The organism is Leptothoe sp. ISB3NOV94-8A (assembly GCF_043421595.1).
Taxonomy (GTDB): Bacteria; Cyanobacteriota; Cyanobacteriia; order Phormidesmidales; family Phormidesmidaceae; genus Leptothoe; species Leptothoe turfae.
The window spans coordinates 2,015,675-2,031,325 of sequence record NZ_JAXSQW010000001.1; the positions used below are offsets into that span (position 1 = coordinate 2,015,675).

The 15,651-nt window shown below is 47.3% G+C and carries 16 protein-coding genes, 1 pseudogene and 1 riboswitch; of the genes and pseudogenes, 7 read left to right on the top strand and 10 right to left on the bottom strand.

The window, feature by feature from the left end; all coding sequences use genetic code 11:
• Positions 1-227 precede the first annotated feature (227 nt).
• A complete protein-coding gene (locus SPB21_RS08820; protein WP_163660184.1) occupies positions 228-815 on the top strand; it encodes a hypothetical protein in 588 nt (195 codons plus the stop codon).
• A 282-nt stretch (positions 816-1,097) separates the two neighbouring features.
• On the opposite strand, the pseudogene SPB21_RS08825 reads toward SPB21_RS08820, so the two are convergent.
• The 7 genes and pseudogenes from SPB21_RS08825 to SPB21_RS08855 all read right to left on the bottom strand — a co-directional run.
• A pseudogene (locus tag SPB21_RS08825) lies at positions 1,098-1,226 on the bottom strand (SAM-dependent methyltransferase); the annotation flags it as partial.
• Between the two features lie 178 nt (positions 1,227-1,404).
• Positions 1,405-1,671, bottom strand: coding sequence for a hypothetical protein (locus tag SPB21_RS08830; protein ID WP_163660179.1), 267 nt, complete (start codon positions 1,669-1,671; stop codon positions 1,405-1,407).
• A gap of 283 nt (positions 1,672-1,954) precedes the next feature.
• Positions 1,955-2,099: riboswitch (cobalamin riboswitch) on the bottom strand.
• A gap of 61 nt (positions 2,100-2,160) precedes the next feature.
• Positions 2,161-3,345 carry an MFS transporter gene (locus tag SPB21_RS08835; protein WP_499866337.1) on the bottom strand — a complete coding sequence of 395 codons (1,185 nt, stop codon included), beginning with the start codon at positions 3,343-3,345 and terminating at the stop codon, positions 2,161-2,163.
• A 77-nt stretch (positions 3,346-3,422) separates the two neighbouring features.
• A complete protein-coding gene (locus SPB21_RS08840) occupies positions 3,423-4,040 on the bottom strand; it encodes a TMEM165/GDT1 family protein (protein ID WP_163660175.1) in 618 nt (205 codons plus the stop codon).
• 301 nt (positions 4,041-4,341) lie between these two features.
• Positions 4,342-5,427, bottom strand: coding sequence for a HEAT repeat domain-containing protein (locus tag SPB21_RS08845; RefSeq protein WP_499866338.1), 1,086 nt, complete (start codon positions 5,425-5,427; stop codon positions 4,342-4,344).
• Between the two features lie 462 nt (positions 5,428-5,889).
• On the bottom strand, positions 5,890-6,735 hold the full coding sequence (locus SPB21_RS08850; protein WP_163698914.1) for a class II fructose-bisphosphate aldolase: 846 nt from the start codon (positions 6,733-6,735) through the stop codon (positions 5,890-5,892).
• Positions 6,736-6,838: 103 nt separating this feature from the next.
• On the bottom strand, positions 6,839-7,315 hold the full coding sequence (locus SPB21_RS08855; protein ID WP_499866339.1) for a hypothetical protein: 477 nt from the start codon (positions 7,313-7,315) through the stop codon (positions 6,839-6,841).
• 417 nt (positions 7,316-7,732) lie between these two features.
• Between SPB21_RS08855 and SPB21_RS08860 the strand changes: the two genes are divergently transcribed.
• The 4 genes from SPB21_RS08860 to SPB21_RS08875 all read left to right on the top strand — a co-directional run bounded on the left by SPB21_RS08860 (position 7,733) and on the right by SPB21_RS08875 (position 10,483).
• Positions 7,733-8,056, top strand: coding sequence for an ArsR/SmtB family transcription factor (locus SPB21_RS08860; protein ID WP_163660162.1), 324 nt, complete (start codon positions 7,733-7,735; stop codon positions 8,054-8,056).
• Entirely contained in the window at positions 8,053-8,604 is a 552-nt protein-coding gene (locus SPB21_RS08865) for an SRPBCC family protein (protein ID WP_499866340.1), read from the top strand. Before SPB21_RS08860 ends, SPB21_RS08865 begins: the two co-directional genes overlap by 4 nt.
• A gap of 48 nt (positions 8,605-8,652) precedes the next feature.
• Entirely contained in the window at positions 8,653-9,666 is a 1,014-nt protein-coding gene (locus SPB21_RS08870) for an NAD-dependent epimerase/dehydratase family protein (RefSeq protein ID WP_163698908.1), read from the top strand.
• 253 nt (positions 9,667-9,919) lie between these two features.
• The gene (locus tag SPB21_RS08875) at positions 9,920-10,483 is read left to right on the top strand and encodes a hypothetical protein (protein ID WP_499866341.1); all 564 of its coding nucleotides are present in this window, start codon (positions 9,920-9,922) and stop codon (positions 10,481-10,483) included.
• 58 nt (positions 10,484-10,541) lie between these two features.
• On the opposite strand, the gene SPB21_RS08880 is transcribed toward SPB21_RS08875, so the two are convergent.
• From SPB21_RS08880 to SPB21_RS08890, 3 genes are all read right to left on the bottom strand, one after another.
• Positions 10,542-10,751 carry a hypothetical protein gene (locus SPB21_RS08880; protein WP_499866342.1) on the bottom strand — a complete coding sequence of 70 codons (210 nt, stop codon included), beginning with the start codon at positions 10,749-10,751 and terminating at the stop codon, positions 10,542-10,544.
• A 32-nt stretch (positions 10,752-10,783) separates the two neighbouring features.
• Positions 10,784-12,007 carry a saccharopine dehydrogenase family protein gene (locus tag SPB21_RS08885; RefSeq protein WP_499866343.1) on the bottom strand — a complete coding sequence of 408 codons (1,224 nt, stop codon included), beginning with the start codon at positions 12,005-12,007 and terminating at the stop codon, positions 10,784-10,786.
• Between the two features lie 187 nt (positions 12,008-12,194).
• Positions 12,195-13,025, bottom strand: a complete 831-nt coding sequence (locus SPB21_RS08890; RefSeq protein ID WP_499866344.1) for an alpha/beta fold hydrolase — start codon at positions 13,023-13,025, stop codon at positions 12,195-12,197.
• Positions 13,026-13,148: 123 nt separating this feature from the next.
• Between SPB21_RS08890 and SPB21_RS08895 the strand changes: the two genes are divergently transcribed.
• The gene (locus tag SPB21_RS08895) at positions 13,149-14,174 is read left to right on the top strand and encodes a helix-turn-helix transcriptional regulator (protein ID WP_499866345.1); all 1,026 of its coding nucleotides are present in this window, start codon (positions 13,149-13,151) and stop codon (positions 14,172-14,174) included.
• A 125-nt stretch (positions 14,175-14,299) separates the two neighbouring features.
• Positions 14,300-15,583, top strand: a complete 1,284-nt coding sequence (locus SPB21_RS08900; protein WP_499866346.1) for a TonB-dependent siderophore receptor — start codon at positions 14,300-14,302, stop codon at positions 15,581-15,583.
• Positions 15,584-15,651 lie beyond the last annotated feature (68 nt).

A 15,651-nucleotide genomic window follows, 5' to 3' on the forward strand; every position in this document is an offset into this window, starting at 1 on the left:
TCTGATTATAAGCATGGAATAGGTTTTATGGGTGGCTATGATTTAATGGTTGGAGTTGAAAGATGATTGGGGCATGGGTTTAGCTAAGTAGACATAAATCATCTGGTAGATCATCTGGAAGCCTGCAATTTCAATTGCAACTAATAAGAGAAAGCTCATATTTCAACTGTTTCCAATCCCTTGTGCTATCGTCAAAGTAGAGTCTCATAAAGCAGAGGCGCTCTATTATGATTGGGCGTTTAGTGATTAGTTTAGGGTTGTTGGGGAGTATCTGTATAACGAGTGCAGCCACTGCCGCTGGGCTAGCTGTTGTCGACTCGGCCACATTAGGAACCCACCGTAATTTACCTTGGTCAGAGCCAGTTCAAATCAATGATCCGTTTGAAGGCAGCTTTGTTGGGGTATTTGACCGTCATTCCTTTAGCGATCGCTTTTTGAATACAACCGCCCGAATTGAGGTGCAGAGCCTCTGGAGTCGTGATTTTATTCGGGTGCTGTCGATTATTCGCGATCGCGACTGTCTCAGCGGGTCGTTTCGGGTTTCTCCAGATTTGAGTTGCTCAGAATTTAGTAACGCCAGAAATATCATTCAACTTTTCATTAAAGTTGATGGCGATGTGTTTCAAATTGATGGACAAAATAATGTGTTCTCAGTGAGCAATGAGTTAGCCCAAGCGTTGCAAAATGCACCAGAGACAACGCTTGATATTCGACTGGTGACTGATAGCGGCGAAGCAATCGATAGCAAAATTGGCGAGGACACCGTTAAAGCTTGGAAAACGGTCTATGCCACCGATCTGGCTCAGCCATTTTAAGACAGCACTCGTGCATCAATTTGATGGATGAGTTAGCTTGATTTGCACATACAACGGCACCTCGCCCCCGGCTAGAAAGCCGCTCCAGGCATTATATTCGAGGGGAAAGATTAGTGGCGACAAGCACCTGCTGCCAGTTTGCCTAGGCTGAAGGGATCATGTTTCTGAGTTTCCCTGCTGTGGAGTGGCACTGGACGGATACCAGTTTAATGCAAGAAGGGCCTGGCTAGCCACGACCATCTTTTGTCCGTTATCTGAAAGGGGCCGTTCACCCAAGTCTAGCGAGTCAGCCCGCACGGCACGGAACACGCCGAAGCGACACAGGCCACCCCCAAAGGCTAAACGCATTAATAGAAATGTGGGTACTTCTCGCAATGATTTGAGCAGTCCGACAACCCCAAACCGCATCAGTGATGATGACCCATGGGTGCGGGGAGTCAGCAGATAAACAACGATGTCAACCACCAGCAAAATCGCTAGGAGGGCAACAAGCAATGACAAAATATTCATGTTAGTAACTATTCTCATTTTTAGGATGGAGGCGGTTGCCCACTGGGGCAATGGACATACGATGAGAGAACTGCCGTTGTCAACATCGACGCATGCGGCGAGTCACTGATTGAGAGAGAGATGCGATCGTACATCCAATCAACATCAACCAACCCCGCCATGGAAATCGCCTGGCTGGTTTTCCAAAGGTCTTTTGGCTCCGCATCTTATGGGTAAGTGCCGTTTGTGAAACAAACGTAAGTGCCGCTTGTTTCACAAACGGATGAACCGACGCAGGAATACATCCAGGGCGATGCAGATACTGTTGCAACATGAGTGCTTCAGGCGGCAGTATAATGGATGGCACGATGCTTTTAACTTTTTTCAAAATGATCTGTTGAGAACGGGTTAGACAGTGCTAAGAGCAATAGATTGTTCATACCTTTTGCAGGCATAACAATCCGTGACACACTGGCCAACAGCTTTTCAAAAAATTAATTAGATAACTAATAGATGCCCAAAATTAACAGGCACACTTCATAGCTATGTAGCCAGATATGCCTAGGGTAGAGCATTGTAGAGATTTCCCCTGGCAACATAGTTACAATTACGCACTAAAATCATCATCCGTACCTCGCAGATGTTGTAGAACATGAGTTGAACTATCGGCGGGCATTCTGACTGAGAGGTGCAACACCTCCTTCACAGCTGCGGGACAGCGGCAGATTCTCACTGCTCTTTCCCCGTTTCCTCTAAGGACTGTTTCCCCTTAGAACCGATACGCCCAGTAATCTAGCACATTCTGACTACGCACAACACGGAATGTTAATTCAATTTGCGGTGCTGTCTGTGCGGCTCATTCTCGATTCCCTGACTCTAACGATGGCAAATGCATTCGCATTAGCAATAGTGTGGCGATCACCGCAGCAACAGAACTGACATAAAAAGGAGCCGCTGTAGAGACTGTTGCATAGAGCCAGCCAGCGATGAGACTGGCTGGTAGTGCGGACAAACCAACTACCATATGAAAGGTGCCGGTTTCAGCGCCTCGTCGGTTGGGGTGTACTAGATCGGCAACAAATGCTTTTTGGACACCCCGCGTTAGAGTGCCATAGAGGCCGTATAACATAAACAGTAACCAAATAATAGCAGGCGTCTCAGCTTGGGCAAATCCAAGATAGGTGATAGCAAAGACAAGATATCCACTGACGAGTAGCGGTCGTCGCCCTATTTGGTCAGATAGACGACCAGCGATCAGTCCTAATGAAACGGCTACCAGGTTAAAAGCTGCGTATAGTAACAGAAGTGTAGAGCCGGTAAAGCTCAGCTCTTGGGCCCGTAATAACAGAAAAACATCCGATGAATTTCCTAAACTAAAGAGAATAATTGCTAGTAAATACTGTCGATAGGTGGGGCTTAATCCTTGTAATGTAAATTGGGGACGTGCTTTTCTAGTTTGGGGACGTTGTTCTTTGACCTGAGTTAGTAAGATCAGAACACCCAGAAGCGCTGGGAAAAATGCGATCGCAAACACGCCTCGATAATTTCCTACAGAGTGTTGCAAAAAGACAAAACCCACCAGCGGTCCCAGCACTTCACCCACCGTTTCCAAACTATGGTGTAAGCCAAATGCCTGTCCCCGTTGGGCAGCAGTACAATTCTCAACAATTAGAACATCCCGTGGTGCAGCTCGTAATCCTTTGCCAATCCGATCAAACAAACGTGCCCCTAACACATGGCCCCAGGTTCCCGACAGAGCTAACCCTAGTTTAGACAATGCCCCTAAGCTATAACCGGCCAACGCAAAAGGTTTGCGCCGACCGGCCCAGTCCGACAGCCAGCCAGAGTACAGTTTCAAAATACTGGCCGTGCTCTCAGCAATCCCCTCGATCAGCCCCACTGTCCAAACTGGAGCACCCAGCATGCTCGTCAAGAAAAAAGGTGTTAGTGGATACACCATCTTGCTGGCAAAATCAGTCAGCAAGCTTACCCAGCCTAGAGCTTGAACGGTTCGTGTCAGCCTACGTGATTGATTAGTCATAGAATCCTACTGGGGGTTCTCAGGATGAAGTAGCAGGGGGATAAGATGATCTGTCCTATCCCCCCTGCCCTCAAAAATTAAGCTTGAGGCATGAACAGAGCCAAGCTGCCAAACAGTAAAAACAGTCCTCCACCTAATGCAGTCAGGGTACGTTCTGAAACCCTGCCACAGAGCCAGCGACCACAGTTAGTGGCAATGGCTGCACAAATAGCATGGCCCAGGACGGCACCCATCACGACTCCGCCAGGTGGATTGGCTGCGGCCAGAGCAATGGTAGCAATTTGGGTGCGATCGCCCCACTCCGCCACGAAGACTAACCCAAAGGTCTCGGCCATAATTGCCAAGGGAGTCTCTTTCGGTTTTCTCTTGCTTTTTTCTGCCCTATCTACTGCTTCAGCCGCATCTTTCTCTTCGTCTCCTGTTGTTGCCATCTGGCTAGCCTGATATAGCAGCCGAATACCAAAAACAATAAATAAACAAACCTCAGCCCATTTAACCACTGAGTCGGGTAACAGTGATGCCGCCTGCCCAACTAAAACGGAGAGTATTGTCATGAGGGCTAATGCCCCAACCGCCCCTGCAAATACCCAGCGGCGACGATGGCGCATGGCCAAAATGGCGGCAATAAAAAAGGTCTTATCACCCAACTCAGAGATAGTAATCAATAACAGACTGGCCGTAAATGCAGCTAGCATCCTTTCAAATTCCTCAGATCACAACGGTCTCTGGCACGAATTTGACGAGGCACAAGACTCCACCAAATCCGCGTCAGCAGATTTAGTGAAGGTCTCGCTAATGACTAGTGGAAATTCCCTATCATTCTCTGAACCAGGCTCATCACCAGTATGTTGATTCAGAGATGTCGGCTAAACCGATAGCTACTCCCCTTCGAGAAGGATTATACGACAAATAGGACCTTTATGATTTTTAATTGCATGATTTCCTATAAAATACATACACAATGGATTACTAGCAGGTACATACGGAACAACGGCCTTACTTATTTGGACGGGAGTTATACTCTGCAGCCAAAGCATTAAAGACCGTTTGCACATCAGCTTTCGACTCGTCTGTCGCATCTAAATCGTCTAGCTGTTGCTTCACATACCAAATAGCTGTTCCAAGCCCTGTGTCAGATAGAGTAGATAAGGCATCTTGGCTTATTAATAAGGTCGGTTGTTGCGCAAATAAAGCAGCGGTTGCCCGAATACGAACTGGTGAATTTTCGTCATTAATGGCTGCAAGTAGGGCTTCTGTAGAGGCAGGATTTGCCTCCTTTTCCATCAATGCATAAGCTGCAGCAGAACGGACAGTCGAATCTGGATGATGTTTCAAAACATTAACTGCCATAGGAATGATTTCCTCTGAAGCGACATTGATATCACTCAGTGCACCCAAAGCATGTCGCCGAGCCCAAACACTAGAATCGCTTGATGCGACTGTAATTAAGTCTGAAATCATAGCTTTTATCTCAGCATTAGAGGAATCTAGTACGGATATAAGCCAGTCCGCACTGAATACAGTTTTTGCACGGACGCAAGCACTGCTGTCTTTCAACCCATGGGCAATTAAGGGGACCAATTGAGGAGACAGCGTCTGATGACTGACAACAACTTCGGTTAGTCCATCGAAGCTACTTAAACGGATGCCTGGATCTTCATCTTGCGTTCCTTGAGTCAAGATTGGAAGAACTTCAGACAGTAGTGTCTCTTGGGATGCAGCCGCCGTAGCCAGTCCTTCAATGCTGGTGGCTCGGACCCTTGGATCTTTATCTTGGAGAGCTATCCTGAGATTAGGCAAGAGTGTAGTCGGGTCCGTATTAGAAATGAGAATTAAAAGGGATTTATAGCGAGTTGTACTATTCCAACTCTCAAGAGATGTCAACAGTTTCTCAATATCTATGTCGTCTTGCTTACTTCTTAGGAAATGGGCATCATTCTGAGATATCCCATTGCTAATATCTTTGCAGTCTCCCCGATCTCCGATGCGTTCGAGAGAGAACAAAGAACAGCTACTGCTGAGAAACAACATAGATGACAGGATAAAATAACGGCCAAGCTTTTGAAATATCAACAATTTCATAGGATTAGATTAATCTATCTTTAGAACTGTGTACTGAAATGTTTAAGGCAAAAGTTCACTAAGGCAACAACTAGAAAGTATTTCGAAAATAGTGAAATAGCTCGATTGAGTTCAGGTTAGTATCCGGATCTAAATCCTATGAAGCTCAAAGGTTTTCACTATAGTTTCCACCGCAACAACCCATTGATTTTTATGTTTCTATGAAGACTCTTTAAAGTAGAGTTCAATCTTTAAACTTACTCTAGGTGTTGTTCTAGCTACTCAAATACAAAAATAATCCATATCGTAATTAATCAGTTTATGTAACAAAGCTCCCGCTTGGGGTTAAATAAACTCCGGTTCAGTGTTGAATCAGTTGCGTTTAGCCTGCGGGGGGCAGGGCGCACGGGTGCTGCGTAACGGCTTTAATAGGGCTGGGGGAGATCCCCTATCAAGCATATTGGCTCTGTAAGCCCTGCTTTACTAGGCTTTGCCAGCACTGCCAAACAACCTAATTTTTTGAGCAATAATCTCTTGCATGGCACCTGTAGATGCCTTCTGACAATCCAAGAGATCACGTTTAGAATCAGTTTTTCCATATTCTCGCCAAAACTGAAGATATTTTTGTCGAACCTCAGTATTAACGTTGAATTTGCAGACTCCCAATTCAATTGAGCGTTGAATCATCAGAGCCGGTAGGCCAGACGCACCGTGTAGCACTAGCGGAATATCGAGCTGCTGACGCACCTTGGCCAGACGCTTAAAATCCAACCGGGGTTCACTGTGATACCGCCCATGAACATTGCCAATGGTGACCGCAAGGAAATCTACCCTCGATTCTGCTACAAACTGCTTCGCCTGGTAAGGGTCGGTCATCTTGGCTTCTTTTGCAGCCACCGTCATGCCATCTTCAGTACCGCTGATTCTACCAATTTCTGCCTCGACAGTGGCTCCCTGGGCATGGGCTAAGGCTGTCATTTCACGGGTAAACGCAAGGTTCTCTTGAAACGGAAATTTAGAACCATCCGCTAAAACCGATTGAACCCCAGCGTCTAAAGCCGTTTCGATATGGGTACGACTGTCACAGTGGTCCAAATGAACTGACATCGGTACCTTGGCCGAGTCCGCTGCTTCGATAAAGAGTTTGACCAGAGGCGTCCCTCCATACTCTAGGATATTCGGCAAAATCTGGATAATTGCCGGACTATTATCGGCCTCAGCGGCATTAACAACGGCTTTGACACCTTCGAGATTGTATAAGTTAAAAGCACCAACGGCGTAGGCCTGTTTTTGAGCTTTCTCTAGCAGTTCCTTGGTAGACGTGAGCATAAAAGAGGGCTGAGGTAGATGTCACTGAGTAAAACGGCATGGGTTCAACCTATATTATTTACTAATGAGCGTGTATAGGCGAATGTCACTGACGTAGCTTGAATCAAGCCACCAGTTTAGCTTTAAGAACTGAGCGAGGTTGCTGCATTCTGGGGTAGGGCTTGGGCCTACGCTTAACGACTCTCGGTTCACAACGATGAGGCCGTAGAGGAACAATGAGTGTTCCAGCACTAGTCAACAACGCGTGATAGAGTGGTTGCCGCTCCGACGCTTTAGCGCTAACCAGTTCAGACCTGAACTGGTTAAACTGTTGCCGAGTACCCTGTAATGAAAGCCTTGAAGTCTTGACGGTTGTGTACTTGTTGGTCTGCAACATTAAGCTACGCAACAGGTTGTAAGCCAGTAGATGGACCCAGAGATCTTTACGAACCATCTCGGGTGTTTTGGCCGCCAGCAGTTCCATGCCTAAGGTTGTCTTGAGATGTCTGAGATTCACCTCAGCAGCCTCCCAATGTAGCTGATAGAGATCGGCTAACTTGGCTTTCGGATACCGTTTGGGATCCTGCAAGGTCGTCACCATGATGATTTCGTCCAACCGAAATCATCATGGTGTTGTATCAGCAGATGGACTTCTCTCACCTCAAGGGTCATCGGTAAGGCCTCGAATGCGTCTTGAGACATCGACTGAGGACACCTCGTGGGACGGTGCCAAACAACACGATGGTCGCCAATCCCCAACTTTTCCCACGAGGATCTCCGCACGATTCGGCATAGTAAAGGCAGTATGTTGGGCTTCCAGGTTTTGATTTTCTCAGATCATCATGCCTGGGGCCTTTTCTTTGCCTTTTACATCAGTGCCATTCGGTTATAGGGCGTTTATCCAGAACGTTTCTGGATAACGCGTAGTTATCCTGCTGATTTTTTGGCTGAGGAAGAGCTTGACATTTAAGTGAATGCTTAAGTATATTTCAATTAAGCATTCACTTAAATATTTTTGATGAGTCGAACCACTGCCAGCTCCGACATTTTTCAAGCGATCGCAGATCCCACTCGTCGTGCCATTCTCGATCAGTTACAGCAGGGCGAACAACCTGTGAAGCAACTTGCGGAACCCTTTGCGATATCTCTACCCGCCGTTTCACAGCATCTACATGTGTTATGCGACGTAGGATTAGTGACTCAGCAACGCAATGGACGACAGCGCATCTACCGATTAAATCCAACACCACTTAAACAAGTCTCGGATTGGGTGAGCCAGTACGAACAATTTTGGAAAATAAAACTGGATGCTCTGGGTGAATATTTGGAGGAACAATCATGAGCCAGGATGTTGTACTGGAAGTGTTTTACCCTCACCCACCAGAGCGAGTTTGGAAGGCACTGACCGATCGTCGCGCTTTAAACGCTTGGATGATGGACAACGATTTTGAAGCTTGCTTAGGGCATCAGTTTCAATTTCAACGTTGTTCCCCGCTAGGACAAAAACTCACGATCTACTGTGAAGTACTTGAGATAGAAGCACCAAAGCGCCTTGTTTATAGCTGGAAAGAGCACCCAACGAGTGAACCCTCACGAGTGACTTGGATTTTAGCCCCCGTTGAAGACGGGACTCAGGTACAACTTTATCATCGTTCCGAGGCGGCTACGTCGGTTCCTGGATTTGGAATTTCTATCATTGATCGAGCCGCTCGTGCCACAATGAATGACCATTTCACAGCTCCAATCGCAGCAATGCCTCCGTTACAGCCAGCATCATGCATGGTGAAAAATGATTCACATCAAGTCTTAGAGTCCCTAAATCGTCGAACAAATTGGCATTACTGGTTAGAACAACGATTAGCAGAATTGTTAATACAATCGCATCTGTAAGGATTCTCTAATTTGCGCCACTACAGAAACTACTAGAGGAGAAAACCTATGAAAATATTAGTCATTGGAGGCACTTGGTTTATTGGTCGCTGCGTCACTCAGCAATTACTGCAAGAAGGGCATGAAGTTAGCGTATTCAATCGAGGCGTAACACCCGCGAATTTGCCCCAACAAGTGAATCATATTCGGGGCGATCGTCAGAATTTAACAGATTATCGGCAGACCTTCCAACAACTCGCTCCCGATGTCGTCATTGATATGATTGCCCTCACTGAAGCGCATGCACGAAGCACGATGGAAACATTTAAGGGAGTTGCTAGGCGAATCGTCACCATTAGCAGTCAAGATGTTTACCGCGCCCGTGACATCCTTTGGGGACGTGAAACAGGCATGATTGATCCAGTTCCATTGGCTGAAGATGCACCATTGCGATCACAACTTTATCCATATCAAGCTGTTGGAATCCAGTCAAGCCTGCCTCCCGACTACGATAAAATTCTCGTTGAACGAGTCGTTGCCAGTGACTCAAGCTTGCCAGGAACAGTTCTGCGATTACCGATGGTGTATGGCGTGGGAGATTATCAACATCGCTTCTACCCCTACATTAAGCGTATGGACGATAAGCGTCCTGTCATTGTGTTAGAGGAGGGCTATGCTCACTGGCACGGATGCTATGGCTATGTTGAGAATGTCGCAGCCGCGATCGTTCTTGCCGCAACGGATGAACGTGCAACAAATCGTACTTATAATGTTGCAGAATCATCTGTATTGTCCCAAGCAGAATTAATTGGCGCAATCGGACAAATTGTGGGTTGGCGCGGTGACATTGTAATTGCATCAAAAATCCATCTGCCTCCAAATAGTGTTTCTTTAAATACTGAACAGGACTGGCTGACCGACTCCACTCGTATTCGTGAAGAGTTGGGCTATACTGAGACAATTGCTCGGGATGAAGCATTAAGGCGAACAATTGCTTGGGAGCGAGCAAATCCCCCAGAAGTATTTTCAGCCACGGGACTTTTAGACTATGCGATAGAAGATGCTATTTTAGCTTCAAGGTAAAGCAGGATACCATTCGGTTGGAGCAGACAGTGGATAGTCTTTTCATCTTTCGTTATGGTTGTTCTGCTGCCGCTCAACCGCATAGTTAGTTCAAATCACTTTAACGCCTGCTGACGATGCTACTCCTTAACAGCATCGCCCATCGTTTTTTCACATTCTCTTTCATCCAACCCATATTAGATACTGATTGTGAGTACATGTGGTTTTAGGAATTGGGTCCAAATGCCAGTCAAATTTGTTCATAGCAGTTAAGGTGAAAATTGCACACCGATACTTTTCCAAGTTTCCAAACTTTATAGATTTGCTACCATCATGTCAGCGACAGACAGTTCCTACAGGTATCCATATGGAGCTAGGCCACCAATTCAAACTGCAAGTCATACACTCAGACATCTTTAGTGAGAGTCAGTTTACCCCTCAGCAATCCTATGAGTGGCTCAACGACGAACTCAAAGCTTACCAGAAGCCCTGTGTCATAGTTGTCCCAGGGACTGAGCTGAAATCGATAGCAGAGATGATTAGCCTAGTCAACAGATTTCCAATAGAGCCCATAGAACTCGTAGTTATCAGTCCCCAAGGCATTACGTTTCGAGCCGATCCACCAGTAACGGTTGAAGGAGATATATGGCAGGCATTACAAACCCGTTACAAGCTTACTGACAACGATACGTTAGACGTCCTTAACTGGACAGGCATTCGTGGTGGGTCGATTCGTAAACTAAGTTGGTTTAAAGCCAATGGCTGGAATAAACCCACTCAGTTTTTGACTCGGCTAAGCAAAGAGTTTAAAGATATCGACTCTCAATCTCATCACTGAGACAAACAAACGTTACAGGAACACCATTAGAAATAGCCAGACAGTTAGTGTAATACCCTTACTGTAAGGTGTTTCGAAGTTCTCTAGCTTGTTCGATGGTGTTGTAATAAAACGCAAATCCAACACCACCCATAACAATATCGTCAGGATTTAACCAACTAAACTCTAGGGGTGGGTTGCCTTCGCTTAAATCGATATCGGTATATCGCCTAAAGCCGGTAATGGAGCGGGCAATTTGAAGTAGCTCAGCTTGTGATAAAGGGTTCACGGATCGAGATTAACAAGTGACTTTTCAGTGTATCAGCACACCTCAAACGTCAATCCTGCATCTTTCACCAAACGTTCGATCAAAACATCACCAAACATCGACGCCGGTGTCCAAAATCCTCCTGCTTTAACAGACGGTGGAAAATCCTCCGCCAAACATAGCCCTGCCTGGCCCAAAATCTTAGCTGTGGACCCATAGCCCGGATCGCGATCGCCCGTCACCTTAACCTGAATAGTCTGTCCCTCAGCAGTTGTCCCCCAGAATCGCAAATCATAAAACCCTTGCTCCTGGGCTGCCTGACTTGGTCCTTCCCCTGGTTTAGGAATCAGCATAGTCTCCAATAACCAGCGCGTCGGTGAGAATGCCATGGCCGCCGCCACACCGACTAAACTAACACTAAGCCCCTGAGCCACCAGCCAGCCTGTAGCATTAGGCCCAGTCAATACTGCCTCGTCATACTGAAACTGTTTGCCATAGGCATAATCCAGCAAGGCATTGGACCGCAGCACTATGCGGGTATTAATGGCCGCCATCACAAATGGCGACACCCACCCTTGAAAGTCCTGATCGTACTGCACTGGCACCAGCGTTGGGGGATGCTCTGTGGACTGGCTGGGGCAAAGGGAATAGGGGTTATCCAACTCCTGACGCAGGGCCGGATCGACACTGGCCTCTTTCACCACATTAATGCCACTGGCAACGGTACCCCCCGAGACACCGCCCATGGCTGCTTTTACCCGCATTTTGATGCGATCGCAAACTCTCCCAAACCGTTGTTTTGCCTGCTGCTGCAGATAATACACACCTAAATCAGACGGAATCGAGTCAAACCCACAGCAGTGAACAATCCGCGCCCCGGATTGCTCAGCAGTAGCACTGTACCGCTGACTCATCTGTCGAATCCACTGGGGCTCTCCGGTCAGATCACAATAGTCAGTGCCAGTCTCCGCACACACCTTAACCAGCGGTTCCCCATACAGGGCATAAGGACCAACGGTGGAGATAACAACCTGGGTTTGGTCGCACATATGCCGCAGGCTGGCCTCATCGGAGACATCTGCAATGATTTGGGGTAAGCCGTTGGCTCCTAGATCAGACACCAGGGCATTTAATTTAGCCTGGGAACGACCTGCGATCGCCCACTTAACAGAACCATGTACCCCAACCTGCTTTAACAAATACTGGCAGAGGATACGGCCAACAAATCCGGTTGCACCAAAAACAACTAAATTGTATTGGGGAGTTTGATAAGCCATGAAAATTTCCCTATTGCTCTAGTTGATGGAGGCTAACAACCTTTTAGAGATTGGCTAATTGTATACGCTATAATCGTTTATAGGTGGCTCTGGTGCTTGCTTTAGGTGGAGAATCCTGCGAGCTATTTCTGCATCTTTGTACCGCATGGCTGGAAAATCATGACTTAATTTGTGTTGGACCTTTGCCCTAATCAGCGCCTCTATAATCCTGCAATTGTTCTACCAGGTGCAAAAAACCTTGGGATATGCTTTCTGAATGGATAGTTTGTTCTGATGATATGTCCAGGTCTTGGGCCGTAATCAGGGTACTGTTGGCGAGCACCTGGGTCATCTCTTGTGCAGCATTGTAGGGCACCATGGCATCATGCTCCGCATGCCATAGCGTCACCGGTTGTTGAATGGCTGAGATATCAAATCCCCAAGGGCGAATCTGCAGCTGACTTTCTCGGGCCATGCCGATATGGTGGTTGGCGCGAGCATCTTTCAATATGTTGAGCATATAGGGATGATCAGATTGCTGCTCAGAAAAAGCCTCTAGCCACGTTGCATAGTCATCCTGAATCTCGGCAATGGGGCTGATTAAGAAACGGTTATAGGTGGCTTGATCGTCATGGGAATAGTGACGAATAACAGTTTCTAAAAAGACAGCAGGCACACCATCTAATACCCAAACATGGGTAATGATGTCAGGAAACGCAAAGGCCGTTGCATAGGCATAAACCGCCCCAGCAGAACAGCCGATGGCAATGGCAGATTGAATATTCAAAGCATGGATGAGTTGAGCAAAGATAATATTCCAGTCGGCAACACATTCTATGGAAAAAATAGACGAGTCTCCATAGCCCGGTCGTTCTAGTACGATGCAGCGTACACCTGCTTGTTCGATGGCCTGTATCCATTCATCGCCGAGCCACGAGCTGCCGAGCAGACCATGGAATAGGAGTAGAGTGTGTTGTCCTTGTCCGTATACTTGATAGGCAATTTTGCCGTCCTTAAGGACAATAAATTGTTTTGACATTTTGCAATATTTGCATAGCTTGACTCTCCGTCTATTCTAGTTAAGAATAATTCCCAATTGCTAGCTAACTACTTCTCCTGCAAGGACAGCCAGTGCACCCATGACTAACCTGAGAGCAGTCCCATGCCCCTCGATCACGCTCGGACCATTACTCAAGTCGAATATGATGCCATTTGGCAAGAAGCCAGTGAGTGTGGTGAGGTGGCCTGGAAATGGAACGGGATTGAATGCTGGCAGTCTATTCTCCAGCGATTGGGAAAAGGTGAGAAACGAGTTATTAGGCTACAGCCAGGGCTGACGCTCTATATTTACACCAGCTGGTATGTGCGATCGCTACAGTTAAACTATCACTCCACTACCAAAGACAAGCTGCTGTCCAATTTTTATTTGCTGGGGGGGCACCGCACCATTAACCCTGGTATTCAGCTCGAAGATGATCGTGAGGAAACTGCGGGTGAAACCTGTCTGTGCCATATTGCTGAGGCGCAATCGATTGAATACTACCCGGCTGAACAACCCCACAAAAATCTCGGCATTGCCATTGATTTTGAACGACTGCGCTCATTTGGGTTTGCCCAGGAAGATGCGCCGCCCCCATTGCGACAGCTGGCCCAGGGGAAAGCCGTGGATAGTTTTCATCAATCGTTGAATCACACCACTCCGATGATGCAACAGATTCTCCAGCTGCTGCTGGACTGTCCCTATCGCGGGGCCGTAAAACGTATGTATTTAGAAAGCAAGGTGTTGGAGCTTTTGGCACTGCAGTTTCATCACCTGAGCAAGGTACAGCGGTCAGATTTGGTGTCTCCTAAATTACGGTCAGGTGATATTGAACGGTTGCAGCTAGCGCGAGACATTCTGAGACAAAAATTTAACGACCCACCCTCTCTGCTGGAGCTGGCCAGGCAGGTGGGGCTAAATGACTATAAGCTCAAGCGAGGCTTTCGTCAGGTGTTTGATACAACGGTGTTTGGGTATGTGCATGCCTGTCGGATGGAGCAGGCTCAGCATCTACTGTGCGATCGCGGCTTGAGAATTGCGGATGTCGCCGAACGGGTGGGCTATGCCAGTCCTAGCCGATTTTGCCATGCCTTCAAGCGACATACAGACCTGACTCCCAGCGATTATCGCCGTCAGTTTAAGGCGTGACGAAAAAAATCCTGATCGGACAGAAAAAAAATCCGTTTGCGACAACCTTAAATTTATCAAATCCCGTATCGTCAAGTTTATTAGGAATCTTTCTTGATTGACTTTAGATGCGTGAGTGTGAGGCTATGGGTAAGCAGGATATGGGGTATCGGATCGTGTCGCTCTTGGCATCAAGTTTGGCACTGTTGGGCCAATCAGCCTGGGCTGAGGAGACTGTCCGACCCAATCATCTATCAGGTCCTTCCATAGTCCAAGGAGAACACTCCCTGGCTCAGGCATTTGTCCAGGTGATTGACGTCCAGGTAAACCCCACAGAGTTAGGGGTGGATGTGGATACTGACCGCGATAGCTATGTCCTAAACAACAGTGTAGTGGGGCGTTTTAACACAGGCTCCATTGACCATCAGCTGCTGGTGGGGGTGGAACTGGCCAGGGAAAATTTAACGGATCGATTGGTGGCTAATTTTCTAGACCCGATTGATATTTTTGATCCGGTGTACAGCCCTGATAACGTTGGCTTTGAGGTGCTTCGGCGAGATGTTTTTAGTCGCGCCGATTCGTTGGGGATCTACGCTCAAGATCAGATTTCGTTTACGGATAATCTGATCTTGGTGCTGGGGGGGCGATTTGATATTGCCGGGGTGACCAATGATGATGCGATCGCACAAACCGACGAGTTTCAACAAGATGAAGCCTTTAGCCCCCGCGTGGGTTTAGTGTATCAACCCAGCGAGGATGTCTCTCTCTATGGCAGCTATGCCCGCTCCTTTACTCCCCAGGCTGGACAAACCTTTACCAGAGACTCCTTTCGACCGGAGCGCGGCACCCAATATGAGCTGGGTATTAAGGCAAATTTGTTGCAAGATAAGCTATTTGCAAATCTTGCCTTCTTTGACCTGACCCGCACCAACGTCCTTACGACCGATCCAGATAATGGGCTGTTTCAAATTCAAACCGGAGAACAACGCAGTCGAGGCATTGAGTTAGATGTGCAAGGTGAAATTTTACCCGGCTGGAATGTGATTGCTAGCTATGCACTCACGGATGCCGAAATTACGAAAGACGAAGTTTTTGAAGAGGGAGACACGCTCTTTAATGTACCACGTCATTCAGGGAGTTTATGGACAGTTTATGAGCTACAGCAGGGCTCCCTTGAGGGGTTAGGATTTGGCTTGGGACTGTTCTTCACAGGAGAGCGAGAAGGAGATCTTGACAACACCTTTGAGCTATCGTCCTATGTCCGTTCCGATGCGCTGGTGTATTATCAACGCGATCGCTTTCGAGCCCAAATCAATGTGGAAAACCTGTTTGATATTGACTTTTTTGAAGCCTCTCGCGGTGGCAATGAGCTAGAGATTGTTCCAGGTCAGCCCTTAACCGTGTCAGCACAGGTGTCATGGCAGTTCTGATGGTGGGTCCTCTGCGCCCATCGCCAACTGTCGGCCAGTTCAGCATGCCACGGGAGAAACCTGTATTC